This is a genomic window from Rhizobium sp. PAMB 3182 (genome assembly GCF_052908355.1).
In genome coordinates this window covers 1206464-1232711 of the sequence record NZ_CM128607.1, presented here as the reverse complement: position 1 = coordinate 1232711, position 26248 = coordinate 1206464, and the positions used below count along the sequence as shown (strand labels likewise).

General features: G+C 63.3%; 29 protein-coding genes. 22 read left to right on the top strand and 7 right to left on the bottom strand.

Going from position 1 to position 26248, the window contains the following annotated elements:
- Nucleotides 1–7 precede the first annotated feature (7 nt).
- The 11 genes from nirD to ACU5AZ_RS06190 all read left to right on the top strand — a co-directional run bounded on the left by nirD (nucleotide 8) and on the right by ACU5AZ_RS06190 (nucleotide 12278).
- Entirely contained in the window at nucleotides 8–337 is a 330-nt protein-coding gene (gene nirD / locus ACU5AZ_RS06240) for a nitrite reductase small subunit NirD (RefSeq protein ID WP_446825155.1), read from the top strand.
- Between the two features lie 140 nt (nucleotides 338–477).
- A complete protein-coding gene (locus ACU5AZ_RS06235) occupies nucleotides 478–3135 on the top strand; it encodes a nitrate reductase (protein ID WP_446825154.1) in 2658 nt (885 codons plus the stop codon).
- Nucleotides 3107–4597, top strand: coding sequence for a siroheme synthase CysG (gene cysG, locus ACU5AZ_RS06230; protein ID WP_446825153.1), 1491 nt, complete (start codon nucleotides 3107–3109; stop codon nucleotides 4595–4597). The genes ACU5AZ_RS06235 and cysG overlap by 29 nt, the downstream gene beginning before the upstream one ends.
- A gap of 97 nt (nucleotides 4598–4694) precedes the next feature.
- On the top strand, nucleotides 4695–5873 hold the full coding sequence (apbC, locus tag ACU5AZ_RS06225; protein ID WP_446825152.1) for an iron-sulfur cluster carrier protein ApbC: 1179 nt from the start codon (nucleotides 4695–4697) through the stop codon (nucleotides 5871–5873).
- Nucleotides 5874–6102: 229 nt separating this feature from the next.
- The gene (locus ACU5AZ_RS06220) at nucleotides 6103–8010 is read left to right on the top strand and encodes a potassium transporter Kup (protein WP_446825151.1); all 1908 of its coding nucleotides are present in this window, start codon (nucleotides 6103–6105) and stop codon (nucleotides 8008–8010) included.
- A 151-nt stretch (nucleotides 8011–8161) separates the two neighbouring features.
- The gene (locus ACU5AZ_RS06215) at nucleotides 8162–9334 is read left to right on the top strand and encodes a cell wall hydrolase (RefSeq protein WP_446825937.1); all 1173 of its coding nucleotides are present in this window, start codon (nucleotides 8162–8164) and stop codon (nucleotides 9332–9334) included.
- A gap of 299 nt (nucleotides 9335–9633) precedes the next feature.
- A complete protein-coding gene (locus tag ACU5AZ_RS06210) occupies nucleotides 9634–9975 on the top strand; it encodes an AtpZ/AtpI family protein (protein WP_446825150.1) in 342 nt (113 codons plus the stop codon).
- An 87-nt stretch (nucleotides 9976–10062) separates the two neighbouring features.
- Nucleotides 10063–10815, top strand: coding sequence for a F0F1 ATP synthase subunit A (locus tag ACU5AZ_RS06205; protein ID WP_446825149.1), 753 nt, complete (start codon nucleotides 10063–10065; stop codon nucleotides 10813–10815).
- 69 nt (nucleotides 10816–10884) lie between these two features.
- Nucleotides 10885–11112: a F0F1 ATP synthase subunit C gene (locus ACU5AZ_RS06200; RefSeq protein WP_006466154.1), complete on the top strand. Its 228-nt coding sequence runs from the start codon at nucleotides 10885–10887 to the stop codon at nucleotides 11110–11112.
- An 82-nt stretch (nucleotides 11113–11194) separates the two neighbouring features.
- Nucleotides 11195–11788: a F0F1 ATP synthase subunit B gene (locus ACU5AZ_RS06195; protein ID WP_446825148.1), complete on the top strand. Its 594-nt coding sequence runs from the start codon at nucleotides 11195–11197 to the stop codon at nucleotides 11786–11788.
- A 4-nt stretch (nucleotides 11789–11792) separates the two neighbouring features.
- On the top strand, nucleotides 11793–12278 hold the full coding sequence (locus ACU5AZ_RS06190) for a F0F1 ATP synthase subunit B (RefSeq protein WP_446825147.1): 486 nt from the start codon (nucleotides 11793–11795) through the stop codon (nucleotides 12276–12278).
- 82 nt (nucleotides 12279–12360) lie between these two features.
- Here the strand turns inward: ACU5AZ_RS06190 and ACU5AZ_RS06185 are convergent, their stop codons facing one another.
- Together ACU5AZ_RS06185 and ACU5AZ_RS06180 are read right to left on the bottom strand one after the other, a co-directional pair.
- Entirely contained in the window at nucleotides 12361–13014 is a 654-nt protein-coding gene (locus tag ACU5AZ_RS06185; RefSeq protein WP_446825146.1) for a ribonuclease HII, read from the bottom strand.
- A 178-nt stretch (nucleotides 13015–13192) separates the two neighbouring features.
- Nucleotides 13193–14350 carry a PA0069 family radical SAM protein gene (locus tag ACU5AZ_RS06180; protein ID WP_446825145.1) on the bottom strand — a complete coding sequence of 386 codons (1158 nt, stop codon included), beginning with the start codon at nucleotides 14348–14350 and terminating at the stop codon, nucleotides 13193–13195.
- Between the two features lie 136 nt (nucleotides 14351–14486).
- Between ACU5AZ_RS06180 and ACU5AZ_RS06175 the strand changes: the two genes are divergently transcribed.
- A complete protein-coding gene (locus ACU5AZ_RS06175) occupies nucleotides 14487–15011 on the top strand; it encodes a glycosyl transferase (RefSeq protein WP_446825144.1) in 525 nt (174 codons plus the stop codon).
- 21 nt (nucleotides 15012–15032) lie between these two features.
- On the opposite strand, the gene moaB is transcribed toward ACU5AZ_RS06175, so the two are convergent.
- The 4 genes from moaB to ACU5AZ_RS06155 form a co-directional block, all read right to left on the bottom strand.
- Complete coding sequence (moaB, locus tag ACU5AZ_RS06170) at nucleotides 15033–15575, bottom strand: molybdenum cofactor biosynthesis protein B (RefSeq protein WP_446825143.1); 543 nt, start codon at nucleotides 15573–15575, stop codon at nucleotides 15033–15035.
- The gene (locus ACU5AZ_RS06165; protein WP_446825142.1) at nucleotides 15572–16486 is read right to left on the bottom strand and encodes a 4-(cytidine 5'-diphospho)-2-C-methyl-D-erythritol kinase; all 915 of its coding nucleotides are present in this window, start codon (nucleotides 16484–16486) and stop codon (nucleotides 15572–15574) included. Before ACU5AZ_RS06165 ends, moaB begins: the two co-directional genes overlap by 4 nt.
- 8 nt (nucleotides 16487–16494) lie before the next feature.
- A complete protein-coding gene (locus ACU5AZ_RS06160) occupies nucleotides 16495–18327 on the bottom strand; it encodes a tetratricopeptide repeat protein (RefSeq protein WP_446825141.1) in 1833 nt (610 codons plus the stop codon).
- A gap of 156 nt (nucleotides 18328–18483) precedes the next feature.
- The gene (locus tag ACU5AZ_RS06155) at nucleotides 18484–19500 is read right to left on the bottom strand and encodes a polyprenyl synthetase family protein (RefSeq protein WP_446825140.1); all 1017 of its coding nucleotides are present in this window, start codon (nucleotides 19498–19500) and stop codon (nucleotides 18484–18486) included.
- Nucleotides 19501–19607: 107 nt separating this feature from the next.
- Between ACU5AZ_RS06155 and ACU5AZ_RS06150 the strand changes: the two genes are divergently transcribed.
- From ACU5AZ_RS06150 to ACU5AZ_RS06115, 8 genes are all read left to right on the top strand, one after another.
- The gene (locus ACU5AZ_RS06150) at nucleotides 19608–19835 is read left to right on the top strand and encodes a putative signal transducing protein (protein WP_446825139.1); all 228 of its coding nucleotides are present in this window, start codon (nucleotides 19608–19610) and stop codon (nucleotides 19833–19835) included.
- 4 nt (nucleotides 19836–19839) lie between these two features.
- A complete protein-coding gene (locus tag ACU5AZ_RS06145; protein WP_446825138.1) occupies nucleotides 19840–20631 on the top strand; it encodes a tRNA1(Val) (adenine(37)-N6)-methyltransferase in 792 nt (263 codons plus the stop codon).
- An 81-nt stretch (nucleotides 20632–20712) separates the two neighbouring features.
- On the top strand, nucleotides 20713–21579 hold the full coding sequence (locus ACU5AZ_RS06140; protein ID WP_446825137.1) for a S49 family peptidase: 867 nt from the start codon (nucleotides 20713–20715) through the stop codon (nucleotides 21577–21579).
- 19 nt (nucleotides 21580–21598) lie between these two features.
- Nucleotides 21599–21790 (top strand): hypothetical protein, encoded by a 192-nt coding sequence (locus ACU5AZ_RS06135; protein WP_446825136.1) that lies wholly within the window; start codon nucleotides 21599–21601, stop codon nucleotides 21788–21790.
- 61 nt (nucleotides 21791–21851) lie between these two features.
- Nucleotides 21852–22040, top strand: coding sequence for a DUF3008 family protein (locus ACU5AZ_RS06130; RefSeq protein ID WP_446825135.1), 189 nt, complete (start codon nucleotides 21852–21854; stop codon nucleotides 22038–22040).
- Nucleotides 22041–22146: 106 nt separating this feature from the next.
- Nucleotides 22147–22377, top strand: coding sequence for an AbrB/MazE/SpoVT family DNA-binding domain-containing protein (locus ACU5AZ_RS06125; RefSeq protein ID WP_446825134.1), 231 nt, complete (start codon nucleotides 22147–22149; stop codon nucleotides 22375–22377).
- Complete coding sequence (locus tag ACU5AZ_RS06120; protein ID WP_446825133.1) at nucleotides 22378–22794, top strand: PIN domain-containing protein; 417 nt, start codon at nucleotides 22378–22380, stop codon at nucleotides 22792–22794.
- 82 nt (nucleotides 22795–22876) lie between these two features.
- Nucleotides 22877–23833: a glycine--tRNA ligase subunit alpha gene (locus ACU5AZ_RS06115; protein ID WP_446825132.1), complete on the top strand. Its 957-nt coding sequence runs from the start codon at nucleotides 22877–22879 to the stop codon at nucleotides 23831–23833.
- Between the two features lie 64 nt (nucleotides 23834–23897).
- On the opposite strand, the gene ACU5AZ_RS06110 is transcribed toward ACU5AZ_RS06115, so the two are convergent.
- Nucleotides 23898–24080, bottom strand: a complete 183-nt coding sequence (locus ACU5AZ_RS06110; protein ID WP_446825131.1) for a hypothetical protein — start codon at nucleotides 24078–24080, stop codon at nucleotides 23898–23900.
- A gap of 224 nt (nucleotides 24081–24304) precedes the next feature.
- On the opposite strand from ACU5AZ_RS06110, the gene ACU5AZ_RS06105 reads away from it, so the two are divergent.
- Entirely contained in the window at nucleotides 24305–24856 is a 552-nt protein-coding gene (locus tag ACU5AZ_RS06105) for a LemA family protein (RefSeq protein ID WP_446825130.1), read from the top strand.
- Between the two features lie 47 nt (nucleotides 24857–24903).
- Complete coding sequence (aroA, locus tag ACU5AZ_RS06100; RefSeq protein ID WP_446825129.1) at nucleotides 24904–26157, top strand: 3-phosphoshikimate 1-carboxyvinyltransferase; 1254 nt, start codon at nucleotides 24904–24906, stop codon at nucleotides 26155–26157.
- The last annotated feature ends 91 nt before the right edge of the window (nucleotides 26158–26248 follow it).

The window sequence follows — 26248 nt, the reverse complement described above, 5'->3', positions numbered from 1 at the left end:
AAACGTCATGAACTGGATTTCAATCGGCAGACTCGAGGACATTCCGCGCCGCGGTGCGCGCTGCGTGAAAACCCCTCAGGGCAAGATCGCGGTCTTCCGCACCATGGACGACCACGTCTTCGCGATCGAGGATCACTGCCCGCACAAGGGCGGCCCGCTCTCCCAGGGCATCGTTCACGGCCATGACGTGACATGCCCGCTGCACAACTGGGTAATCTCGCTCGAAACCGGCAAGGCGCTCGGTGCGGACGAGGGCGCGGTCAAGACCGTACCGGTGAAAAACGACGAGGGCGCTCTCTCCATTGCCCTCGAAAGCCTGATGATGGCGGCGGAATAGCCGTCGGGAAGAAGTTCCCCAACCTGCCAAGGAACATCCGTCTTGGGAGGGAAACTGGCGTGGTCCGCAGTGGCCACGCACCTTTTCCCGGGGTCGGGGAAGGGAAGACAAGGAAACGGATCGATTGAGCGCGGTGAACCATGGCCTGTGACGTCAAGACAACCTGCCCCTATTGCGGCGTCGGCTGCGGCGTCATTGCGACGGTTGCCGATGGCGGGGCAGTCACCATCAAGGGTGATCCGGATCATCCGGCCAATTATGGGCGGCTCTGCTCCAAGGGATCGGCGCTCGCCGATACGCTCGACCTCGACGACCGCATTCTCAATCCGGAAATTGGCGGCCAGCGCGCCGCCTGGGAGGAGGCGTTCGATCTCATTGCGAAAACCTTCTCGGAAACGATCGCCGAGCACGGCCCGGATTCGGTCGCCTTCTATGTCTCGGGCCAGCTTCTGACGGAAGACTATTACGTTGCCAACAAGCTGATGAAGGGCTTCATCGGTTCCGCCAACATCGACACCAATTCCAGGCTCTGCATGGCCTCGTCGGTTGCCGGTCATCGCCGGGCCTTCGGATCGGACACGGTTCCGGGCACCTATGAGGACCTCGAACTGGCCGATCTCGTCATCCTGACCGGTTCCAACCTCGCCTGGTGCCATCCGGTGATCTACCAGCGCATTGCGGCGGCGAAGGCGAAGCGTCCCGACATGAAGGTGGTGCTGATCGATCCGCGCCGCACCATGACGGCCGATATCGCCGACCTGCATCTCGCGGTCCGCCCGGATGGCGACATGGCACTGTTCAATGGACTGCTTGCCCATCTCGCCGGCAGTCCCGTCCTCGACACGGCCTATATCGCGGCCCATACGCATGGCTTTGCCGACGCCCTGGCCGCGGCCAGGGCCTTGAGCGTCGCCAGCGTGGCCGATGCCACCGGGATCGACGAGGAGACGCTTAAGGCGTTCTATAACCTCTTCGAAGCCACGGAGAAGGTCGTCACCTGTTACAGCCAGGGCGTCAACCAGTCGTCTGCCGGCACCGACAAGGTCAATGCCATCATCAACTGCCATCTGGCGACGGGGCGTATCGGCCGGCCCGGCATGGGGCCGTTCTCGCTGACCGGCCAGCCGAACGCCATGGGGGGCCGCGAGGTCGGCGGCCTCGCCAACATGCTCGCCGCGCACATGGCGATCGAAAATCCCGGACACCGGGATCTGGTCCAGACATTCTGGAACGCACCGGCAATGCCACGGACGGCTGGTCTCAAGGCGGTCGACATGTTCGAGGCCGTTGCCGACGGCCGCATCAAGGCGCTGTGGATCATGGCGACCAATCCGGTCGTCTCGCTGCCGGACGCCGATCGGGTTCGCGAGGCGATCCGCAACTGCCCATTCGTCGTCGTCTCCGACATCCTGAAGACCACCGACACGGCCGAACTCGCCGATGTGCTGCTGCCCTCGGAAGGCTGGGGCGAGAAAAACGGCACGGTGACCAACTCCGAGCGCCGCATCTCCCGGCAGCGCCGCTTCCTGAAAGCGCCGGGCGAGGCAGTCGCCGACTGGCGCCAGTTTGCCGAAGTCGGAAAGCGCATGGGCTTTGCCGATGCCTTTGCCTGGACGACAGCGGCGGAGATCTTCGCCGAACACGCCGCGCTGTCGGCGCATGACAACCGCGGCAGCCGGGATTTCGATATCGGCGCCTATGCCAAAATCGACAGAGAGACGTTCGATGCCATGCAGCCCTTCCAGTGGCCGCAGCCCAAAGGCATGGACCGGCAGGAGACCCGTTTCTTTGCCGACGGCCGCTTCTACCACCAGGACGGCAAGGCCCGCTTCATTGCTGTCGCGACGGTGACTCCGGATCGCGCCGACGGCGACTTTCCCTACCTGCTCAACACCGGCCGTATCCGCGATCATTGGCATACGATGACGCGGACCGGCAAAAGCGCCCGCCTTTCGGCCCATATTGCCGAGCCCTTTGCCGAAATTCATCCGGAAGACGCGCTGAAGATCGGCATCCGCGATGCGGGCCTCGTCGAGCTGGAAAGTCCGCATGGGCAGGTCGCTGTCCGCGCCCTGCTGACCCGTCGCCAGCGCCGCGGCAGCATCTTTGTCCCGATGCACTGGACCGACCAGTATTCCGCCAATGCCCGCATCGACGCCCTGGTCGCGCCGTTGACCGATCCCGTATCGGGCCAGCCGGCATCGAAGAACGTTGCGATCCGTGCCTCGGCCTTTCCGGCAACGGCCTTCGGCTTCGCCGTCAGCGCCATAAAGCCGGAACGGCCCGACTGCGCCTATTGGGCGCTGGCGCGTGCCGAAGGCGGTTGGCGCATGGAGTTCGCCTTCACCGATCCGGTCGAGAACGTCGACGCCTGGTGCCGCAAGGTTCTCGGGGTGCCGGACACGGCCGAATGCATCGGCTATGAAGACCGTCACAGCGGCCATGTCCGCCTTGCCTATTTTGCCGGTGACCGTCTCGTCGCGGCGCTGTTCGTGGCGCGCCAGCCGGTAGCGGTGTCGCGCAACTGGATGGTTGCGCAGCTGACGGAGGTCCATGCGGATCCCGCCGCCCGCAATGCTTTGGTCGCCGGCAGACCCGGAGCCGATCGTCCGGACCCCGGCGCCACCGTCTGCTCCTGCTTCTCCGTCGGCGTCAACCAGATCGTCGCGGCGGTGCAGGCCGGCAATGCCACCGTCGAGGCCATCGGCAAATGCCTGAACGCCGGAACCAATTGCGGCTCCTGCCGCGCCGAAATCAGGGGGATCATCGATGGATGCCATGTCGCTGCCGCTGAATGAAATGCCGACGCGCCCGGTGCCCGCCCGCATGGCGCCGCTCGCCAAGCTTCCCGTCTTCTGGTCTCTGGAGGGCAAGCCGGTGCTCGTTGCCGGCGGGTCGGACGCTGCGGCCTGGAAGGCGGAACTGCTGGCGGCCTGCGGTGCCGAAGTTCACGTCTGGGCACCGGAAGGCGAGCTTGGTGAGGCCATGGGCGCTCTCCTCCGCAATCCGCCGGTCCACACCGCCGCCTCGCTCGTGCTTCATGAGGTCGGCTGGTGCGGGTCCGCATTCGACGGCATGGCGATCGCCATAGCCGACTGCGAAACCGAGGAAGAAGCGGCAGAATTCTTCGATACGGCCAGGGCGGCTGGCGTCCCGGTCAACGTCATCGACAAGCCTGCCTTCTGCCAGTTCCAGTTCGGCGCGATCGTCAACCGCTCGCCGGTCGTCGTATCCATTTCGACGGATGGCGCGGCGCCGATCCTCGGCCAGGCGATCCGCCGGCGGATCGAGACGCTGTTGCCGCCGGCGCTGAAGGATTGGGCGGCGCTCGCACAGTTGCTGCGCGAAAAGGTCAACCAGAGCCTCAAGCCCGGTGCGCCGCGCCGCACCTTCTGGGAGCGCTTCACCGACCGGGCGCTGACAACGAATGACAAGCCTCGGGAGGACGAGGATGCGCGGCTGATGGCGGATCTTGCGCGGCTGGAAACGGCCGCCGGCGCCATCGGCCGCGTCACGCTCGTCGGCGCCGGTCCGGGAGACGCGGAATTGCTGACGCTGAAGGCGGTGCGCGCGTTGCAGGCAGCCGATGTCATCCTGTTCGACGATCTTGTGTCGCCGGAGGTGCTCGAACTCGCCCGCCGCGAGGCGAAACGCATGCTGGTCGGCAAGCGCGGCGGCCGCGAAAGCTGCCGTCAGGAAGACATCAACGACATGATGGTGGCCTTTGCCCGGGCCGGCAAGCGCGTCGTGCGCCTGAAGGCCGGCGACCCGGTGATCTTCGGTCGGGCCGGGGAGGAGATAACCCGCCTGCAGAATGAGGGAATTGCTGTCGACATCGTGCCCGGCATCACCTCGGCCAGCGCCATGGCCGCAAGGCTCGGCGTCTCGCTGACCCACCGCGACTGCGCGCAATCGGTCCGCTTCGTGACCGGGCATTCGAAGAAGGGTGAATTGCCGGAAGATATCGACTGGAAGGCGCTGAGCGACCCGACGGCCACGACCATCTTCTACATGGGCGGCCGCACCGCCGCCAAGATCGAGGCGCGTCTCGTCGGAGCCGGCCTTTCGGCCTCAACCCCCGTCGTCATCATGTCCTCCGTCTCCCGCAGCAACGAACGCCGCTGGACGGGCACGCTCGGTGGCCTTGGCGCCGCCATGCAGGAAATCGGCGTCGATGAGCCCGTATTGATTGGGGTCGGCCGGGTGTTTTCGCTGGCCGACGCCTCCGAACGGCACACCTCCCTGACGCATTCCGCCTGAGGCCAGAACCGGATATTTCCATTTGAGTTCACGCATGCCTTGGCGTGGCGCCCGCTTTTGACTATCTACTGCACCAGAAATGTGCAGCGAGGACAGCATGCCCGAAATCACCAAACAGCAGGTCATGGAAAAACTGAAGTCGGTCCGCGGGCCGGATCTGGATGGTGACATTGTCAGTCTCGGCATGGTGTCCGATGCCTTCATCGCCGACGGCAAGGTGTATTTTTCCATCACCGTTCCGGCCGAGCGGGCGCGCGAGCTGGAGCCGCTGCGCCAGGCCGCCGAGCGGGTGGTGAAAGACATTCCCGGGGTGACCGGGGTCCTGGCGACGCTGACGGCCGACAAGAAGGCCGGCACGCCCAATCCGGCGCCTGAGCGTCCGGCACCGCAGGCTGCCCACGCCGGCCATGGCCATGCAGGCCACGCTCACGGCGGGCAGGTCCAAGGAAGTCAGGGTCAGCCGCGTGGCAAGGCGGGCGTTCCGGGCATCGGCGCCATCATCGCGGTCGCCTCCGGCAAGGGCGGCGTCGGCAAGTCGACCACAGCCGTCAATCTGGCGCTCGGTCTTCAGGCGAACGGCCTGAAGGTCGGCCTTCTGGATGCCGACATCTACGGCCCCTCGGTGCCGCGTTTGCTGAAGATCACCGGACGTCCGACGCAGATCGACGGCCGGGTCATCCGGCCGATGGAAAATTACGGGCTGAAGGCCATGTCGATGGGCTTCCTGGTCGAGGAAGACACGGCGATGATCTGGCGTGGCCCGATGGTGCAGTCGGCGCTGATGCAGATGCTCCGCGAAGTCGCCTGGGGCGATCTCGACGTGCTCGTGGTCGACATGCCGCCGGGCACCGGCGACGCGCAGCTGACCATGGCCCAGCAGGTGCCGCTCGCCGGCGCCGTCATCGTCTCGACGCCGCAGGACCTGGCGCTGATCGACGCCCGCAAGGCGGTCAACATGTTCAACAAGGTCGAAATCCCGGTTCTCGGCGTCGTCGAGAACATGAGCTATTTCGTCTGCCCGAACTGCGGTACCAGCCACGATATCTTCGGCCATGGCGGCGCTCGCGCCGAAGCCGAAAAGATCGGCGTGCCGTTCCTCGGCGAGGTGCCGCTGACGATGGAAATCCGCGAGAACTCGGATGCCGGAACGCCGGTCGTCGTCTCCGTGCCCGATGGGCCGCATGCCAGGGTCTACCGCGCCATCGCCGAGAAGGTCTGGCAGTCGGTCGGAGAAAAACGCCAGCCGGCCGCGCCGTCCATTGTCTTTGACGAGTAAAAGCCGACCGCCCGATCGGGCGGAAAGGTTAAATGCAGACTATCCTATTGTTTTAATGAAGAAATGATTTGAATTTCGCCGCGAGAATTATGGCTTCTCTGCGGAATTCAAGCGCATTTTCACAGGCTTTTGGCGTCAGAATAGCGCAGGGGGCTGGCGTGTCTTTGGCAATTTCACTATGTTGCGGCTCCCTAGACATGAGGCAGGACCTCCCACCTGTTGCACTCTGATGACTGATTTCACTGAGTATGCGGCGCACGGCCCGAAAGATGAGGGCGCGCGCAAACTTCTTCCTTTGACACTTGGATCCATTGGCGTCGTCTACGGCGATATCGGCACCAGCCCGCTCTATGCTTTCCGCGAGGCATTGCGCCCGATCGCGTTCGACGGCATCGCCCGCGCGGAAATCATCGGCCTCGTTTCGCTGATGATCTGGTCGCTGACGATCATCGTGACGATCAAATACGTCCTTGTGCTCCTGAGGGCGGACAATGACGGCGAAGGCGGGACGCTCTCGCTGCTGGCGCTGCTGATGAAGACCGGCAACGGCCACACGGCGCTGCTGATGTTCATGGGCCTGGCCGGCGCCGCACTGTTCCTTGGCGATGCCATGATCACTCCGGCGCTCTCCGTCATGTCCGCGGTTGAGGGCCTGAAGCTGACGGCGCCCGGGTTATCCGAGTTCATCGTGCCGATCTCGCTGGGCATCCTGATCGGCCTCTTTGCGATCCAGTCGCGGGGTACCGGCACGGTTGCCAGCTTCTTCGGGCCGATCACCCTGATCTGGTTTATCGTGCTGGCGGCCGGCGGCGTGTCGCACATCTTCGACGATCCGGCGATCTTCCAGGCTTTCAATCCGGTCCATGCCGTCTCCTTCCTGCTGCGCGAGGGCACGCTCGGCCTGATCGTGCTTGGCGCGGTGTTCCTGACGGTGACGGGGGCGGAAGCGCTTTACGCCGACCTCGGCCATTTCGGCCGGCGGCCGATCCAGCTCGCCTGGTTCGTCGTCGTCTTCCCGGCCTTGACGTTGAACTATCTAGGCCAGGGTGCCTTCATCCTGAAGACGCCGGAAGCCGCAAGCGATCCGTTCTTCCTGATGTTCCCGCAATGGGCGCTGCTGCCCGTGGTGCTTCTGGCGACGGCGGCGACCATCATCGCCAGCCAGGCGGTCATTACCGGCGCGTTTTCGCTGACCCGCCAGGCGATCCACCTCGGCTTCCTGCCGCGCCTCGATATCCTCTTTACCTCCGAGACGAACACCGGGCAGATCTATCTGCCGGCGGTCAACGCTGTGCTTCTCTTCGGCGTCACCGTTCTCGTCCTCGGCTTCGAGAGTTCCGACCGGCTGGCCACCGCCTACGGTCTCTCCGTCACCGGCGCCATGGTGGTTACGACCATCCTGTTCTTCGAATTCGCCCGCGTGCGCTGGAAATGGCCGACCCCGGTCGCCGTCCTGGTGCTGCTGCCGCTGTTCTGTCTGGAACTGATTTTCCTCGGCGCCAACCTCCTGAAGATCCATGAGGGTGGTTATGTGCCGGTGCTGCTCGCCAGCTTCTTCACGCTCATCATGTGGACCTGGTGGCGCGGTTCGCGGCTGATCTCGTCGAAGATCGCCCAGCAGGACCTGCGGCTGATGCCGTTCCTGCAGTCGATCGAGCGCAAGAGCGACCATGCGCCGGTCTCGGTGCCCGGCACGGCGATCTTCCTGACATCCGATCCCGATACGCCGCCGCCGGCGCTGATGCACAATCTCAAGCACAATCACGTGCTGCACGAGCGCAACATCATCCTGACGATCCGCACGATCAACAAGCCGCGGCTGAGGGAGGAGGACCGCTACGTCCTCGACAAGATCTCGGAGCGCTTCTGGCGGGTGGAGCTGCATTTCGGCTTCATGGAAACGCAGAACGTCTCGAAGGCCCTCGGCTATCTGCGCAAGGCCGGCCTGAAGTTCGACATCATGTCGACCTCCTTCTATCTGGGCCGGCGCAAGCTCGTGCCGGACGCCAAGCACGGCATGCCGCTCTGGCAGGACAAGCTGTTCATCGCGATTGCCAACACCGCGGCCGACCCCTCGGATTACTTCCGCCTGCCGGCCAACCGCGTCGTCGAGCTCGGTACCCAGGTCATCATCTAGCACCGCTTTCGCCTGCCGGCGTTTACCCGAACTGGCGCCAATCCGCGCCTTTTCGGGGCGGTCTTCCGCATGCTTTCTCCGGCGTTAACCGCTCATCAAGGTTAATGAGAGATATTTTTCCCCGTGTAGAGAGTTTTGTTGGAGTAGCGTGTTGCGTAGGAAGTACTCGTACCGGCGCCGCAAGGGAGCCTGGGTTTCGCCGGTCGTCTTCGGCATCGCCGCCTGGCTTTCCTTTCCGTCCGTCGCCGCCTATGCGGATCTGGCCGGTCTGCTGAGCGGGGTCGATGGCGGCCCGCAAAGCTGGAACATGGTGCTGACCAAGGCGCCGTCCGGCTCGGTCCATGACGCCGAACTGGCGTTCAACGATCCTATCATCACGGGCGCGATCGGCCACGATGCCGGCATTATCCTTCCCAATGGCGAAAAGGTCGCCATCCGCAATTCAGCCAAGCCGAAATCGGACACGCCGGATGAGGAGCGTGTCATGCGCGCCGACAAGAAGAGCCGCATCGTCGCTGTCGCGCCGATGCTGCCGCCGGCGGAGTTTACCGCCGGCTCGATCACCGGCCGGGTCAAGCTGTTCTTCTCGCCGGTTGCGGCCGGCAACAAGCGCACCTCGTTCCTGAGACCGAAGAAGGGCGAACACCAGACGCAGATCGCGTCGGTGTTCCGCAAGGACAAGAAGGCCGACAAGTCCATGCCCGCCCCGCCGGCTGCCTTGGTTGCGCTGATGAACCATGACAGTGGCGATGTGCTTGCCTCGGCCTACGCGCCGTCGAAGCCGGATTACACGAGGGCCTCGCCGTTCGATTCGATCCTGCGCAAGGAGCCGAAGGATCCCGGCCGCTTCGTGCCGCCGAAGGAAGCCGGTGACCATGCCTGGGTGGCGACCGTATTGCCCGAAGGCGTCTTTTCCGCCCGCGAGCAACAATGCCTGGCGTCCGGCATCTACTTCGAAGCCCGCGGCGAATCCGTCAAGGGGCAGGCCGCCGTCGCCCAGGTGATCCTCAACCGGGTGCGCAATCCCGCCTATCCGGACACGGTCTGCGGCGTCGTCTACCAGAACAAGGACTGGCGCAACCGCTGCCAGTTTTCCTTTGCCTGCGACAACATTCGCGACCGGATCAACTCCACCTACCACTGGAAGGTCGCCCGCGAAGTGGCGATGGCGACCACGTCCGGCAAGATCTGGCTGCCGGAAGTGGGATCGGCGACGCACTACCACGCCGTCTATGTCCGGCCGCGCTGGGCAAAGACCATGGAGAAGGTCGGCCGCATCGGACTGCATGTCTTCTACCGCACCTATGGCGGCGGCTGGAGCTGACCACGGACTTCGGCCCTGTTCCTTATATAAAGACAGACTTAACAGACTGCCGGTCGGGACATTCCGCCGGCAGTCTGGCGCGTTTTTGTGCCAAACTTTCGCTATATCGCTGCAGTCGCGATTTAAATGCATGATTTTCATAGGTATTTTTGTCGTGCATTGAGCGTGGTCTACGCCTTGACTATGCGGAAACCTAAAACTATGTTGCGCGCGACTTCAAAACGGGCCAGAAGGTATCGACCCACGCCATTTGAATGTCCAGAAGGGGCGGGGGCCCCGGCCGGATTGGGATGGGTAGGATGACCGAAGACCGCGACGAGAGTCTGGAAGAACGCCGCAAGCGGCTGGGAGCTGAAATCGCTTCCGTGCGCAAGGATGCGGAGATGGATGAGGCGGGGGAAATCAGGGCCGAGGAAAGCCGTAAAGGCTACGCGATGGCCGTGAAACTCTCCAGCGAATTCATTTCTGCCATCATCGTCGGCGGGTTGCTGGGCTATCTTCTCGACTGGCTGGCCGGTACGTCGCCATGGGGGCTTATCGTCTTGCTCCTGCTTGGCTTCTGTGCCGGTGTGTTGAATGTGTTGCGGGCGAGCGGGAAGGTGACGACACCGCATCCGATCGACCGTGACGTACATAAATAAGAAGTGTGCTTCGGCCCCGGGCTGAAAGCATCCGTGAAATGAAACAGGCTTCCGCTTTCAGGCGGGCAACGTGAGAGAGAGCTCAAGGTGTCCAACGATCCGACCCACCAGTTCCTGATCCAGAAGATTGTTCCGATCGAAATCGGTGGAATTGATTTCTCGTTCACCAACGCCTCGCTGTTCATGGTGGCGACTGTCGCTGCAGCATCCGGTTTCCTCTACCTGTCGACCACGCGCCGCGGCCTGATCCCGACGCGCATGCAGTCCGCAGCAGAGATGTCCTACGAATTCATCGCCTCGATGCTAAGGGAAGGCGCGGGCAGCCACGGGATGAAGTTCTTCCCGCTCGTCTTTTCGCTGTTCATGTTCGTTCTGACAGCAAATCTTCTCGGCCTCGTGCCCTACTTCTTCACCGTGACCGCGCAGATCGTCGTCACCTTCGCGCTGGCGCTGTTCGTCATCGGCACGGTGCTGGTCTACGGTTTCTACAAGCATGGTTTCGGGTTCCTCCAGCTCTTCGTGCCGTCGGGTGTGCCCGGCGCGCTGCTGCCGCTGGTGATAACGATCGAAATCATCTCGTTCCTGTCGCGTCCGGTTTCGCTGTCGGTTCGTCTGTTTGCGAACATGCTGGCCGGCCACATCACGCTCAAGGTTTTCGCGGGCTTCGTTGCCTCGCTTGGCGCTCTCGGTGCACTCGGTGTTGGCGGGGCAATCCTGCCGCTCGCCATGACGGTTGCCCTGACCGCCCTCGAACTTCTCGTCGCCTTCCTGCAGGCCTACGTCTTCGCCGTTCTGACCTGCATGTATCTCAATGATGCGATCCATCCCGGCGGGCACTGAGAATTGAAGTCATCGGTGCCTGGTCAGGCACCTAAAATGCCGCAACAACCATTTCGAAGGAGTTCACACATGGAAGCGGAAGCAGCAAAGTACATCGGCGCAGGCCTGGCTTGCTTTGGTATGGCCGGCACGGCTCTCGGCCTCGGCAACATCTTCGGCAACTACCTGTCCGGCGCTCTGCGTAACCCGTCTGCAGCTGACAGCCAGTTCGGCCGCCTCGTATTCGGCTTCGCCGTTACGGAAGCTCTGGGCATCTTCTCGCTGCTCATCGCTCTCCTCCTGCTGTTCGCTGTCTAATACAGCGTAAAGCTCCGGATCACGGGCGGGCTTCATGCCTCTCCCGTGATCCTTTGCATTTGCAGGACACCTGGAGGTGAGCATGTTTGTGACCCCGGCTTATGCCGAGACGGCACCGGCCGCAGGCGAGGTGCATACCGAGACCGGCGTAGCCCAAGAGGCCGGTCACGAAACCGGTGTGTTCCCGCCATTCGATCATACGACGTTTCCGTCGCAGCTCTTGTGGCTGGCGATTACGTTCGGCCTTTTCTACCTGCTGATGCAGAAGGTCATCGTTCCGCAGATCGGCGGCATCCTGGAAAACCGGCACGACCGGATCGCCCAGGATCTCGACGAAGCGGCTCGCCTGAAGGGCGATGCCGACGCGGCCATCGCGACCTATGAAAAGGAATTGGCGGACGCCAAGGCCAAGGCAGGCGCCATTGCGTCGAAGGCACGTGACGAGGCTCAGGCCAAGGCCGATGCCGAGCGCAGCGCGCTGGAGGCAAGCCTTGCCGAAAAGCTTGCCGCCGCTGAAGCAAGCATTGCCGAAATCAAGGCCAAGGCGTTCAACGACGTCGGCACGATCGCTGCGGAAACCGCGGCGACGATCGTCGACGAACTGATCGGCGTCAGCGGCAACCAGGCAGACGCCACGGCTGCGGTCGCTGGCCTGTCTATGGGCAAGGGAGCGTAACACGATGCATTTTGATGCAACATTTTTCGCTTTCGTCGCATTCCTGATCTTCATCGTCGGTATCGTCTACCTGAAGGTTCCGGGCATGCTGGCAAAGTCGCTCGACGACCGCGCCGGCCAGATCCGTGACGAGCTGGCGGAAGCCAAGCGCCTGCGCGAAGAGGCTCAGCACCTGCTGGCCGAATACCAGCGCAAGCGCAAGGAAGCCGAAGCCGAAGCCGCAAGCATTGTCGCCGTCGCCGAGCGCGAAGCGAAGATGCTGGCCGAGGAAGCCAAGCAGAAGACGGAAGACTACGTCGCCCGTCGCAACGCGCTTTCCGAGCAGAAGATCAAGCAGGCCGAGACCGACGCCGTCAACGCGGTTCGCTCCGCAGCCGTCGATCTGGCCATTGCCGCCGCCGAGAAGGTTCTGGCCGACAAGGTGGATGGCAACGTCAAGGAAAAGCTGTTCAACGCGTCGGTCGAACAGGTTCGCACGCGCCTGAACTGAGGCCTGGCCTCAAGCCAACTGATATTGAAAAGGCCGGGTCTGACCCGGCCTTTTTCGTTCGTGGTGGATCTGGTGTCTGATGTCAGTCCTTGCGCAGGGGCCGGAAGCTCATGCGGTGAAGTCTGCAGCCGCCGTGAAGTTCGATGGCGGCCCTGTGGATGGCGGTTCCGTAGCCGGCATGGCCGGCAAAGCCATAGGCCGGAAAGATCCGGTCAGCCTCTTCCATCATACGGTCGCGCGTCACCTTGGCGACAATGGAGGCAGCCGCAATCGACAGGCTGCGGGCATCGCCCTTGATGATGGCGTCACCGGCACAGGGCAGGCCCTTCGGCACGTCGCGGCCATCGACCAGCACCATGGCCGGCTTGAGCGTGAGGCCCAGGACCGCGCGGCGCATGGCGTCAAGGCTGGCCTTCAGGATGTCCGTCCGGTCGATGCGCGCCGGTCCGGAAGAGGCAATGCCGACGGAAAGCGCCGAGGTCAGGATCTCCTCGAACAGGGCCTCGCGTCTGGCAGCCGACAGCTTCTTGGAATCGTTGAGGCCGAGCGGGATATTGTCCGGGTCGAGGATCACAGCCGCGGCCACCACGGGACCGGCGAGCGGCCCTCGGCCGGCTTCGTCGGCGCCGGCGACAGGCCAGTAGCCGGCCTTCTTCTTGCGCGTCTCGATATCGAAGTCGGGACCAATGGCCGGCGGGAAAAGGTCAGGAGAATCGGGCGGCGTGCGGCGTTTCATACGCGGACGTTTGCACGCCGCCTCGATTTCCTGCAAGCCCCCGGATCGGGCTGGAAGTCATATCGCAGCCCGAGGGAGCGTCCCCGCACAAGGGCGGGTGGAACGGGAACGCATCCTGGCGGCATCCGGGGGCTATCCGGGAGGAGAGGCAGGCGGAACCTCCCGGAAAGCTTTATGTCTAGAGCAGCGACAACTGCACACCGCCGCCGTCCGGCGGCACGAACAGGTCGTCGCGCAGTGGCATCTGCCGGCGGGCGAGACCCAGCCGCTTGGTCGCCAGTTCGAAGCGCCGGCTGATCTGCCAGGCATAGGGACCGGCGCCCTTCATGCGCTTGCCGAACTCGGCGTCGTAGTCCTTGCCGCCGCGCATGGAGCGCACCAGCGACATGACGTGACGGTAGCGGTCCGGGTAATGCTGCAGCAGCCAGTCGCGGAAGAGGGGGCTGACTTCCAGCGGCAGGCGCAGCAGCACGTAGCCGGCCTCGCACGCGCCCGCTGCCTTGCCGGAATCGAGCAGCCGCTCGATCTCGTGGTCGTTGAGCGCGGGAATGATCGGCGCCGTCAGGATGCCCGTCGGAATGCCGGCATCCGAAAGCGCCTTGATCGTCTCCAGCCGCTTGGCCGGCGTCGCTGCCCGTGGTTCCATTGCCCGCGCCAGCTTCCTGTCGAGCGTCGTCACGGAGATCGTCACCTTGGCGAGGCCCTTCTCGGCGAGCTTCGACAAGAGGTCGATGTCGCGCATCACCATCGCCGACTTGGTGACGATGCCGACGGGATGGCTGGCGGCCAGCAGCACTTCGAGGATCTGGCGCATGATCCGCCATTCCTTCTCCACCGGCTGATAGGGGTCGGTATTGGTGCCGATGGCGATCGCCCGTGGACGGTAGCCGGGCTTGGAAATCTCCCGCTCCAGAAGCTTTGCGGCATCCGGCTTGGCAAACAGCTTGGACTCGAATTCCAGCCCCGGTGAAAGCCCCATGAAGGCATGCGTCGGCCGGGCGAAGCAATAGATGCAGCCGTGCTCGCAACCGCGATAGGGGTTGATCGAACGGTCGAAGGGAATGTCGGGGGATTCGTTGCGGGTGATGATCGAGCGCGGCTTTTCAACCTGCACATCGGTCTTGAAGACGGGCAGGTCTTCCAGCGTGCTCCAGCCGTCGTCGAAGCTGACGGTCTCATGCTTCTCGAAGCGGCCGCCGGGGTTTAGCCCCGCACCGCGTCCCTTGCGGCGATCGATGTCGATCCGCAGGCCGGATGTCTTGATCAGCGAATTGGCAATATCAGCCGTATTGGCAGGCGCAAAAGCGTCCTGCCCCGAATGGTTCAAGCTTGCCATTGGGACTTCTCCGTTAAGGGAATCTGCTTGTTCCCTCGTCTCTGTTCTAATTCGTAACGAGGAAATGAGAACAAAGCAAGTACAGAACTTTATTTTTTTGTGGCATTCGGTTGTGCGGCGCGATAATCATAACCCCATGTTGACAGTCATCATGGAATGCCAGGATCAGGAACCGGAATTGGCGCAGACCCTGTCAGTGCTGGTCGCCGGAGCTGTTGAAGGGTTGGTCAGCGACGTCGTGGTGCTCGACCGTGGGTCGCAGGACGGATCTGCCCGGGTGGCCGAGGCGGCAGGTTGCCGCTATCACGAAGACTGGGATCTGGGTGAGGTGGTCAGCAAGGCGCGGGGCGAGTGGATACTCCTGCTCGAACCGGGTGCGCGGCCGCAGACCGGCTGGGTCGAGGAACTGCTCGAATACCTGTCGCTGAACAAGCTGCCGGCCCGCTTCTCACCCTCGCGCAATTACCGCCTGCCGTTCCTCAAGCGCTTTCGCCGCGGCCGCAAGCCGCTGGAATACGGGTTCCTCATTCCAAAGCGCCAGGCGCTCGATCTCGTCCGGTCCGGCAAGCATCTGGCCGAGGTCGCCGCCAGCAGCAAGGCGAAGACGCTGAGCAGCGAAGTCATCCCGTCATGGGTGGCCAGGGCTGCCCGGGCGGCCTGACCGTTCGCCATGAGTTGTGCGTCAGCTACGGCGCAGGTGTTCGTCGAGGCGCGGCATGATTTCCACAAAATTGCAGGGCATGTGGCGGTAGTCGAGCTGCGCCTTCAGAATGCCGTCCCAGGCGTCCTTGCAGGCGCCGGGCGAGCCCGGCAGCACGAAGATGAAGGTGGCGTTCGCCACCCCGCCCGTCGCCCGCGACTGGATCGTCGACGTGCCGATCTTGTCGAAGGAGATGCGATGGAAGACCTCCGAGAAACCGTCCATGCGTTTTTCGAACAGGGGCTCCAGCGCTTCCGGCGTCACGTCGCGGCCGGTAAAGCCCGTACCGCCTGTGGTGATCACCACGTCGATGTCTGCAGACAGCGTCCAGGCTTCTACCTGCGCGCGAATGCGGTCCTTGTCGTCGGGCACGATCGCCCGGTCGATGAGCCGGTGTCCGGCCTCAGCGATCCGCGCCACCAGGGTGTCGCCGGAGCGGTCATCGGCAAGCGTTCGCGTGTCCGATACCGTCAGCACGGCGATGCCAACGGGAATGAAGGGGCGTTCGGTTTGCGTCGTGCTCATGTCCGGTCTTCCGTTGTCTGCGTTGCCTCAACATACCATTCTGGCCGCGCTTGCCGAAGGGCGTCTGCTGCCTGCTGTGCCGCCTGCTGATCGGTGTAGAGCCCGAAGCAGGTCGCGCCGGAGCCGGACATGCGCGCAAGCAGCGCACCGCCTTCAGTCAGCATCGCGATCACGTTCGCGATCTCCGGCAGAACCTCTTCGGCCGGCGGCTGCAGGTCATTGCGGCAGGCCGCGAGATAGTCGATCCACGCCTTCGCGTCTGCGGGGCCCGCGCTCGGCAACGTCGGCAGTGGCGGATTGTTCTTTTCCGTCAGACGCCGGAAGATGGCCGGCGTCGACACTTCCTTCAGCGGATTGACGAGGACGAGATGAAACGTGGGAAAGTCCCGGAGCGTCTCGATCTCCTCGCCGATCCCGCGCGCCACCAGCGGACGGCCGGAAAGGCACATCGGCACGTCGGCGCCAAGTGAGAGCGCCAGTTGCGAAAGGCGTGCCGGGTCCACGGCGTCGGCGCTCCAGAACCGCATGAGCCCGCGGATCGCGGCCGCCGCATCCGCCGAGCCGCCGCCGATTCCGGAGGCGACCGGCAGGTTCTTTTCCAGATGGATGGCAACAGGCTTCGTCGTCGTGCCGTGGTCCGCCAGCAATGCCCGCAGCCGGTCGCGGGCCCGCGTCACCAAGTTGCCGTCATTCTCGTCCGGCGGGGGCAGGGAGGCGGCAAACGGACCGGACAGCGTCAGGCTGTCCGCAGCTGAGGCGGTGAAGGTAAGCCGGTCTCCTGCCTCGGCAAAGACCACCAGGCTTTCCAGGAGGTGGTAGCCGTCAGGGCGCTGGCCGGTCACATGCAGGGCAAGGTTCAGTTTCGCCCGCGCGTGTTCGACGAGCGGTTCTTCGCCTGTTGCGGCATGCATGACGCCCCTCAGGACTTGTTCTTGCCCGGCACGTCTTCTTCGGCCGGCGGCGGGGTCGGCGCGTCATGCGTGCTCGACGACTGCGCATCCTCGTCCTGGATCGGCGGCAGGCCGTTGGCGATCTTGTTCTGGATCTTGACGATCTCGCCTTCTTCCGGCTTGAAGGCCAGCGTCTGGTTCCACTGGTAGATCGCCTCCAGCTTGCGTCCGACACGCCAGTAGGCATCGCCCAGATGGTCGTTGATCGTCGGGTCGGATGCGTTCAGCTGGATGGCGCGCTCCAGTTCGTTGACGGCGTCGTCATAGCGGCCCATGCGGTAATAGGCCCAGCCGAGCGAGTCGACGATGTAACCGTCGTCCGGCCTCAGGTCGACGGCCTTCTGGATCATCTCCAGGCCCTTGTCGAGGTTCATGTTCATGTCGACCCAGGAATAGCCGAGATAGTTCAGCACCTGCGGCTGATCCGGGCTCAGCTCAAGAGCCTTGAGGAAATTCGGTTCGGCCTTCGGCCATTCCTTCAGACGCTCATAGGCGATCCCGCGCTGGAAGAAGACCTGCCAGTCGTTCTGCCGCGGCACCGGGCCGATAACCTCGACGGCCTTGTCGTAATTGGCGGCCATCGCCTTGTAATCCTTGGCGTCAGACAGGATCGCGCCATAGGTCAGGTAGCTGCGGATATCAGTCGGATCGGCCGCAATCAGCTTGTCCATGTGCTGCTTGGCCTGATCCACCTCGCCGGTGCTCGAAAGCGTCAGCGCCAGCTGCAGTTCGGACAGGCGGCGCATCGGAGAGCCTTCCGGCACGTCCTTGTAATAGGCGATCGCCTTCGCGGTCTTCTTCTGGTCCTCGGCAATGCCGCCGAGCAGGATCAGCGTGTCGGCGCTCTTCGGGTCGAGCGCGCGTGCGGCCTGCAGGTAGAGGGAGACGATGTCCTCCGAGCCGCCGCGGTTCAGCGCGCCACCAATGCTGAACAGTACGCCGGCAGCGCCTTCGGTCGCGTTGGTGATCTGCTGGGCCGGTTTGCCGCCCTTGGTGACTTCGTCGCGAAGCGCCTTCAGCGGCGCGTAATTGTTGAAGAAGTCGTCGCCGACGGAGATGGCGTCGAGCGCCTTGCGGGTGTTGCCCTGTCCGGCTTCCAGTGCCGCCAGTGCCAGCACGGAGCGGAAATAGGTATCCGGCGCCGTTGCCCCGCCTGGGCGGTCGAGAATGGCGTCGTTCCAGTATTTGCGTGCGCCGGCGATATCACCGGCGACCAGCGACATCGCGCCGGCATTGTAGTTCTTGAAGATGCCGTACCATTTCGGCCCCTTCATCTTGTTGATGAGCGCAATGCCTTCCTTCGGCTTGCCGGCCCCGGCTTCCGCCCAGGCGATCAGCAGCTCGTTCATCATCTTGTCGAGATCGTTCGGACCTTCATATTTCAGGATCTGCTTGGCAGCGTTGTATTCCTTGCCCTTGATCGCGTTCAGGCCGCGGATGACCGTCGTCACCCGTTCGATCGAATCGTCCTTCTTGAGCTTCTCCGCCAGCCTGGCGCCGTCCTTGAAATCGCCATTCAGCAGGTAGGAGATCATCAACCGCTGTTCGATGTCGGCATTCTCCGCGTCGAAATCGAGCGCCCGCTTGTAGAGGATGACCGCATTGGCATAGTCCTGATCGACATCGGCCGTGCGCGCGGCAAGGAAAGCCCCGGAAAACGTGTTGATCGTATCGGCTTTCACCAGCTGGCCGGCGTCCTCCGTCGGCGCCAGGGTCTCGGCTTTGGCAGTCGCTGCGCCAAGGAGCAGGACCGCGGCGAAGGCCGCTTGGGACAGGAGGCGCAACGTCAGTCTATGCTGCATGTAGAAGGACCTTTCATCAGGTGCATCAGGCGGGACGATTCACCCACTCATTCACAATAGAATGGCTTTTTTGCGCTCTGGTCGCAAGCGCACCCGGCCGTTCACCCGCGCGCCGGCCCAACACGGTTAAAATTCGACTAAAATGCCGGGAAGCGGTCAGCTGACACGGCTGATGGTGAAGTCGATGACATCCATCAGGGCGGATTTCCAGGCCGAATCCGGCAGCGGTGCCAGTGCGTCGCGGGCAATCGCGCCGTAGTGCAGCGCCCGGGCGATCGTGTCGCTGAGGCCGTTGTACTTGTTGATCAGCGCCAGCGCCTGACCGAGGTTCTCGTCGCCGTTCTGGCCGTTCTCGATGGCGTCCTTCCAGAACGCCCGTTCCTGCGCCGTACCGCGGCGGTAGGCTAGGATGACCGGCAGGGTGATCTTGCCCTCGCGGAAATCGTCGCCGACATTCTTGCCGAGATCGGCGGCCTTGCCGCCATAGTCGAGCGCGTCGTCGACCAGCTGGAAGGCGAGGCCGAGATTCATGCCATAGGATTTCAGCGCGTTGCGCTCCGACTTGCTGGTACGCGCGACGATCGGGCCAACTTCGGCAGCGGCCGCAAACAGCGCCGCCGTCTTTGCCTTGATGACTTCCAGATAGTCGTCTTCCGTCGTCTCCATGTGCTTGGCGACGGAAAGCTGCAGAACTTCACCCTCGGCAATCACGCAGGCCGCGGTCGACAGGACGTCGAGCGCGTCGAGCGAGCCAACCTCGACCATCATGCGGAAGGCCTGGCCGAGCAGGAAGTCGCCGACGAGCACGCTTGCCTGGTTGCCCCAGATCATCCGCGCCGTCGACTTGCCGCGGCGAAGATCGCTTTCGTCGACCACGTCGTCATGCAGGAGCGTCGCCGTGTGCATGAACTCGACGCTGGTGGCGAGCTTGATATGGTCCTCGCCCTGGTATTCGAACATCGCGGCCGAGGCGAGCGTCAGCATCGGTCTCAGGCGCTTGCCGCCGGACGAAATCAGGTGGCGGGCAACTTCCGGGATCATCTGCACATCGGAACCGGCTTTCGACAGGATAAGCTGGTTGACGCGCTCCATGTCTGCCTTGGTCAGGTCGACCAGCGGCTTGATGGAAGCCTGTTTGTTTTTGTTTTCTTCAAGCGGTATGACGACGCCCAACGCACCGGACTCCTATTCCAATTTCGAAAAAGACAATAGAAAGGGGGCATGGTGGCGGCAAGAGGCGAATTGTCCATCTCCCGGAAAATAGGCGAGAAATCGACCATATGTATGAACTTATCAGAACCAATGATGCCGTTGTGCTGTCCTTCGTGGAGAGTTTGATGAAGGATGCCGGCATTCAATGCTTCGTCGCCGATCAGGGCATGAGCATCCTGGAAGGCTCGCTCGGCATGCTGCCGCGCCGTCTTCTTGTGGACGAGGAGAGGGCCGACGAGGCGCGCCGCATCTGCATCGATGCCGGTCTCGCCGCAGAATTGCGCAGCGGGGACTGAACGAATGACGGGCTTGCCGGAGCGGGTCGAGCGAACTGTCGACGCGTTTCACCGCGGTGGTTTCCACGTGGTCCAGCCGAAGGGCAGGGGCCATCGTTCCGGAATGGATGCGATGCTGCTTGCCTCGCTGGTCGACCATCACGGCAGCTGCCGCGTCGCCGATCTTGGCGCGGGAGCGGGTGCAGCCGGCATGGCCGTCGCCTCCAGGCTCAAGCAAGCGAGCGTCACGCTGTTCGAGCGGTCCGCCGAAATGGCGGATTACGCCCGGGAAAGCCTCGGCCTGCCGGAAAATGTCCATCTCGCCTCCCGCGTCGAGGTCATCGAGGCGGACGTGACGCTGACCGGCAAGGCGCGGCTTGCCGCCGGTCTTGCCGACGACGTCTTCCACCACGTCATCATGAACCCGCCCTTCAACGACGCCGGCGATCGCAGGACGCCGGATGCGCTGAAAGCGGAGGCGCATGCGATGACCGACGATCTGTTCGAGCGCTGGATCCGCACCGCCGGCGCGATCATGGTTCCCGGCGGCCAGCTGTCTTTGATCGCCAGGCCGCAATCGGTCGGCGAGATCATCGCGGCCTGTGGCCGGCGTTTCGGTGGCATCGAGATCACGCCCATCCATCCGCGCGATGGCGAAAATGCGGTGCGCATCCTCGTGACCGCCATCAAGGGATCGCGGGCGCGGCTCAATATCCGCATGCCGCTCGTCATGCATGACGAAGGCACGCACAAGTTCTCCGCCTTCGTCGACGACCTGAACAACGGCCGGGCGGCGTACCCAAGAAAAGGCAGCTGATTTCGGCCTGCAGCCATTGCGTTTGCCGGCCGGATACATAAATCAGCGGTAACGGATTTCGAAATATCAGAGGTTTTCTCTATGGCCCGCTTCATCAAGCGCCTTCTTCCCAAACGCTTCCGCAGCAACGAAACGGTGATCCCGGTCGTGCGCCTGCACGGCACGATCATGGCGGGCGGCAGCCAGCTGCGCCCCGCGCTCAATCTCGCGAGCGCCGCTGGCGTGCTGGAGAAGGCGTTTTCGAAGAAGGATGCGCCGGCTGTCGCGATTTCGGTCAATTCGCCCGGCGGCTCGCCGGTGCAGTCCCGGCTGATCTTCCAGCGCATCCGGTCGCTTGCAGCAGAGAAGAACAAGAGGGTGCTGATCTTCGTCGAGGATGTGGCGGCTTCCGGCGGCTACATGATCGCGCTCGCCGGTGATGAGATCTTCGCCGATCCGACCTCGATCGTCGGCTCGATCGGCGTCGTCTCCGGCGGCTTCGGCTTCCCGGAACTCCTGAAGAAGATCGGCGTCGAACGCCGCGTCTATACCGCCGGCGAGAACAAGGTGATCCTCGATCCGTTCCAGCCGGAAAAGGAAAGCGACATCGAGTATCTGAAGACGCTGCAGCTCGAAATCCACAAGGTTTTCATCGACATGGTCAAGGAGCGCCGCGCCGGCAAGCTCGCCGATGACGCGACGATCTTCTCCGGCCTGTTCTGGACCGGAACGCGCGGCCTCGACCTCGGCCTGATCGACGGGCTCGCCGACATGCGTACCGAAATCCGCCGCCGTTTCGGCGACAAGGCCAAGCTCGAACTGATCACCGCCCCGCGCGACATTTTCGGCCGCCGCCAGCCCGGCGCCTCCATTCTCGATGGTGCTGCGGACCGCGTCGGCGCTTCCGCCATCGCGGCTCTTGCCGAAACGGCAGAAGAAAAGGCATTGTGGGGCCGCTACGGGTTATAATTCGAAAGTTTGAACGGAAATGCCGGTTCTCTTATTCTGGATTCTCTTCGGCATTGCCGGGTGGTTGTTCTACAAGAAGTTCGTCAAGGACGCCGAAAAGCTGTCCGAGAAGAACAAGCGTGTCCGCAAGGAACAGAAGAACGGCGCCGACGGCACGCTGGTGAAAGACCCCGTGACCGGCGAATACCGCGTCAAGCGCGACGACGAGTAGGCTGCGGAACCGAACCGCCCTCAATCCGGTTATCCTTCATGGATAACGGAAGGAGACGGCGATGCCCGCACAATCCAAAGCACAGCAGAAGGCGGCAGGCGCGGCGCTTGCGGCCAAGCGCGGCGAGGCGAAGAAGGCTGACCTCAAGGGAGCCTCGCGTGACATGTATGAGAGCATGACGGAAAAGGAACTGGAAGAGCTGGCCGCCACCAAGCGCAGTTCCCTGCCGGACAAGAAGAGCGAAGATTGACGGTTCTATTTGACATGGCCGGCCGACCCCGGCGCAACTGGCTTGAGATTGTACCTAAGTCCGGTATTTGATATACTGTTCAAATGTATATCAATGGAGACGATCCATGCAGGTTTCCAAATGGGGAAACAGTCTCGCGATCAGGATTCCCGCTTCGGTCGCCGAGGCGCTGAAGCTGAAGGAGGGTGACGACATCGAAGTGCGTATTGCCGGAGAACGCGCGTTCGAGATCGCCCTCGACCCGTCACGGGAAAATGCTCTGAGGCTTATCCGGTCCTTTAGGAAACCGCTTCCCGCCGGCTGGACGTTCAGCCGCGAGGACGCAAACGAGCGCTGAATGGCCGCTCCCTTTCTCGACAGCAACATCCTCGTCTATTCGATCACCGACGACAGCCGTGCGGAGGTGGCGCAAGGGCTGCTCGCTGCGCCGTTCGTGACCAGCGTCCAGGGGCTGAATGAATTCGCCAATGTCGCATTCCGCAAGCAGGGACTGCGATGGTATGACATCCGCGCGCTGACACAGGCGTTCGAGACGCTTGCGGATGTCATTCTGCCGATCGGCCCGGCAACGCATTTCGAGGCGCTGGACTTGTCCGAGGAACACCAACTGCCGTTCTACGACGCGCTGATGTTGGCCGCCGCGCTGGAAGCGGGATGCGAGCTCTTTTATTCCGAGGACCTGCACGACGGACTGGTGATCAGGGGCCGGCTGCGGATCGTCGATCCCTTCCGCTGGCAGGCAGGGCCCCCTTGAGAAGACGCCGCCACTTGACCCCGGCGGCCGGCCATGGCACTGACCGCAACCAGAAATCCAGCCATAAATTACCGGTTTTGCCATGTCCGCGACGTCCGATCTTCCCGACCACATGAACCCGAAGCGCTCGTTCCAGGCGCTGATCCTGACGCTCCACAATTACTGGGCGGACAAGGGTTGCGCGGTTCTGCAGCCCTACGACATGGAAGTCGGTGCCGGTACCTTCCACCCGGCAACGACCCTGCGTGCGCTCGGTCCGAAGCCGTGGAAGGCCGCCTATGTGCAGCCCTCGCGCCGCCCGACGGACGGCCGCTACGGGGAAAACCCGAACCGCCTGCAGCACTACTACCAGTATCAGGTGATCCTGAAGCCGAACCCGTCGAACCTGCAGGAGCTCTATCTCGGCTCGCTGGCGGCAATCGGTCTCGATCCGCTGCTGCATGACATCCGCTTCGTCGAGGACGACTGGGAAAGCCCGACGCTCGGCGCCTGGGGGCTTGGCTGGGAGTGCTGGTGCGACGGCATGGAAGTCTCGCAGTTCACCTATTTCCAGCAGGTCTGTGGCATCGAATGCGCGCCGGTCGCCGGCGAGCTGACCTATGGTCTCGAACGCCTCGCCATGTATGTGCAGGGCGTCGACAATGTCTACGACCTCAACTTCAACGGCCGCGAAGGCGACGAGAAGATTTCCTATGGCGAGGTCTTCCTGCAGGCCGAGCAGGAATATTCCCGCCACAACTTCGAATTCGCCAACACCGAGATGCTGCATCGGCATTTCATCGACGCCGAAAAGGAATGCCAGGCATTGCTCGCCGCCGGCAGCCCGTCGGAACCCGGTGCGCTGCACAAATGCGTGCTGCCCGCCTACGACCAGTGCATCAAGGCCAGTCACGTCTTCAACCTGCTCGATGCCCGCGGCGTGATCTCCGTCACCGAGCGCCAGAGCTATATCCTGCGCGTGCGCACGCTGGCCAAAGCCTGCGGCGAAGCCTTCCTGCTGACCGATGCCGGTGGTGCGAACTGGAACAAGGCTGCCTGAAGTCTGGCCGCTGGCGGGTGACGGGTCAGTTGACTTTATCCGTCACCGTCACGCCCAACTCCCATCACGGCTTGAGCGTCGGATAGGCGCCGGTCGGCACCTGCTTTGCCATCGTCCGGAGGCAGCGCCGCATGCCCATCGGCTCGACCGTCTGCATCGCGACCGCGTAGTCGACGAACAGGATCATCAGCGCGGCGGCATTGATCGTCTTGATGAGCGGCAGCATGTCCGTGACCCCCTCGGCCATCCACGCTTTCCGGGCTCCCTTGCCGGATTGCGCTGTTGAACTGGGATGATCCTGGAGCATCGCCGTTGAACCCGTGCTGAAGCAGCCGTTCATCCGGCGTTCGGGTTGCGGAGTTTCGCGCCGCAGCTTTGCACTCGTCTCCGGCTCACAAATGATGTATGCGGCTTTGAACGGGGGCGATCGGCATGACAGGCGCCGGGCCCGATCCGAGCGGAGGGAATTCGATGTATGTGACCATTGCCATCATCGTTGTCGTCGGGCTTTACGTCATGATGACCTATAACGGCCTTGTGCGCTTCCGGCAGATGACGGAGGAGGCCTGGTCCGGCATCGACGTGCAGCTCAAACGCCGCGCCGACCTGATCCCCAACCTGATCGAGACCGTCAAGGGTTATGCCGCGCACGAGAAGTCGACGCTCGAAGAGGTCGTCGAGCTGCGCAACAAGGCCCAGGCGATGCCGTCGGGCGATGTGGCGGGCCGCGCGCAGGTGGAAGGCATGCTCTCCCAGGCGCTCGGCCGGGTGATGGCGATCGCCGAAGCCTACCCGGACCTGAAAGCCAACGAGAACTTTCTGGAGCTGCAGAAGTCGCTTGCCGAAATCGAGGGCGAAATCCAGATGTCGCGGCGCTATTACAATGGCGCCGCCCGCCAGCTGAACGTCAAGGTCGACAGCTTCCCGTCGAACCTGATCGCCAACCAGTTCGGCTTCCAGAAGGCCGGCTATTTCGAGATCGCCGATCCGGCGGACCGCGCCGTGCCGCAGGTGAAGTTTTAAGACAGAAGAAGGCCGGGCTTGAGCGCCTGGCCATGCAAGAGAAGAGAATGAACAAGGACCGTCTGACCGTCATCCCGCCCGGCCATCCGCTTTCCGGCAAGGTGAGCCCTCCCGGCTCGAAATCGATCACCAATCGCGCGCTGCTGCTCGCCGGCCTCGCCAAGGGCACCAGCCGCCTGACCGGCGCGCTGAAGAGCGACGACACCCGCTATATGGCCGAAGCGCTGCGCGCCATGGGCGTCACTGTCGAGGAGCCGGATGCGACCACCTTCGTGGTCACCTCGTCGGGCAAGCTGAACACGCCCGCAAACCCGCTCTTTCTCGGCAATGCCGGCACGGCGACCCGCTTCCTGACGGCTGCCGTCGCCATGTTCGACGGTACCTTCGTGGTCGATGGCGACGAGCATATGCGCAAGCGCCCGATCAAGCCGCTGGTGGCAGCGTTGAACGCGCTCGGCGTCGAGGCCGATGCGCCGACCGGCTGCCCGCCGGTCACCGTCAAGGCCGCCGGCGGCTTCAAGGCCGACCGCGTGGTCATCGATGCCGGACTGTCGAGCCAGTATGTCTCGGCCCTGCTGATGGCCGCTGCCTGCGGCAGCCGCCCGCTCGACATCGAACTTGCCGGAACCGCCATCGGCGCGCGCGGCTATATCGGCCTGACGATCGCCTCGATGGAGGCCTTCGGCGCGAGCGTCGAACAGCCGACGTCGTCCACCTGGCGCGTGCTGCCCACCGGCTACAAGGCCGCCGACTATCACATCGAGCCGGACGCATCCGCCGCGACCTATCTCTGGGCTGCCGAAGTGCTGACCGGCGGGCGGATCGACATCGGCACGGCGACGGCGGATTTCACCCAGCCGGACGCCAAGTCGCGTGATTTCATGGCGAAGTTCCCGCATATGCCGGCGGAAATCGACGGCAGCCAGATGCAGGACGCCATCCCGACGCTCGCCGTTCTCGCCGCCTTCAACGAGACGCCGGTGCGCTTCGTCGGCATCGAGAACCTGCGGGTCAAGGAATGCGACCGCATCCGCGCGCTTTCGACCGGTTTGAACAACATCCGCCCGGGCCTCGCGGTCGAGGAGGGCGACGATCTCGTCGTCAATTCGGATCCGGCCCTTGCTGGACAGCGCCTGCCGGCTGATATCGACACCTTCGCCGACCACCGCATCGCCATGAGCTTCGCGCTGGCCGGACTGAAGATCGAGGGTGTCACCATTCTCGACCCCGGCTGTGTCGCCAAGACCTATCCCGCCTATTGGGATGCGCTCGGCTCGCTGGGGGTCAAGTTCGAGGGGTAGGAGCATGCATAAAAGGGGGAACAGGATGGCAGTTTTGCGATTTCTCGATCAGATGAGACGACATTCCCCCTCTGGCCTGCCGGCCATCTCC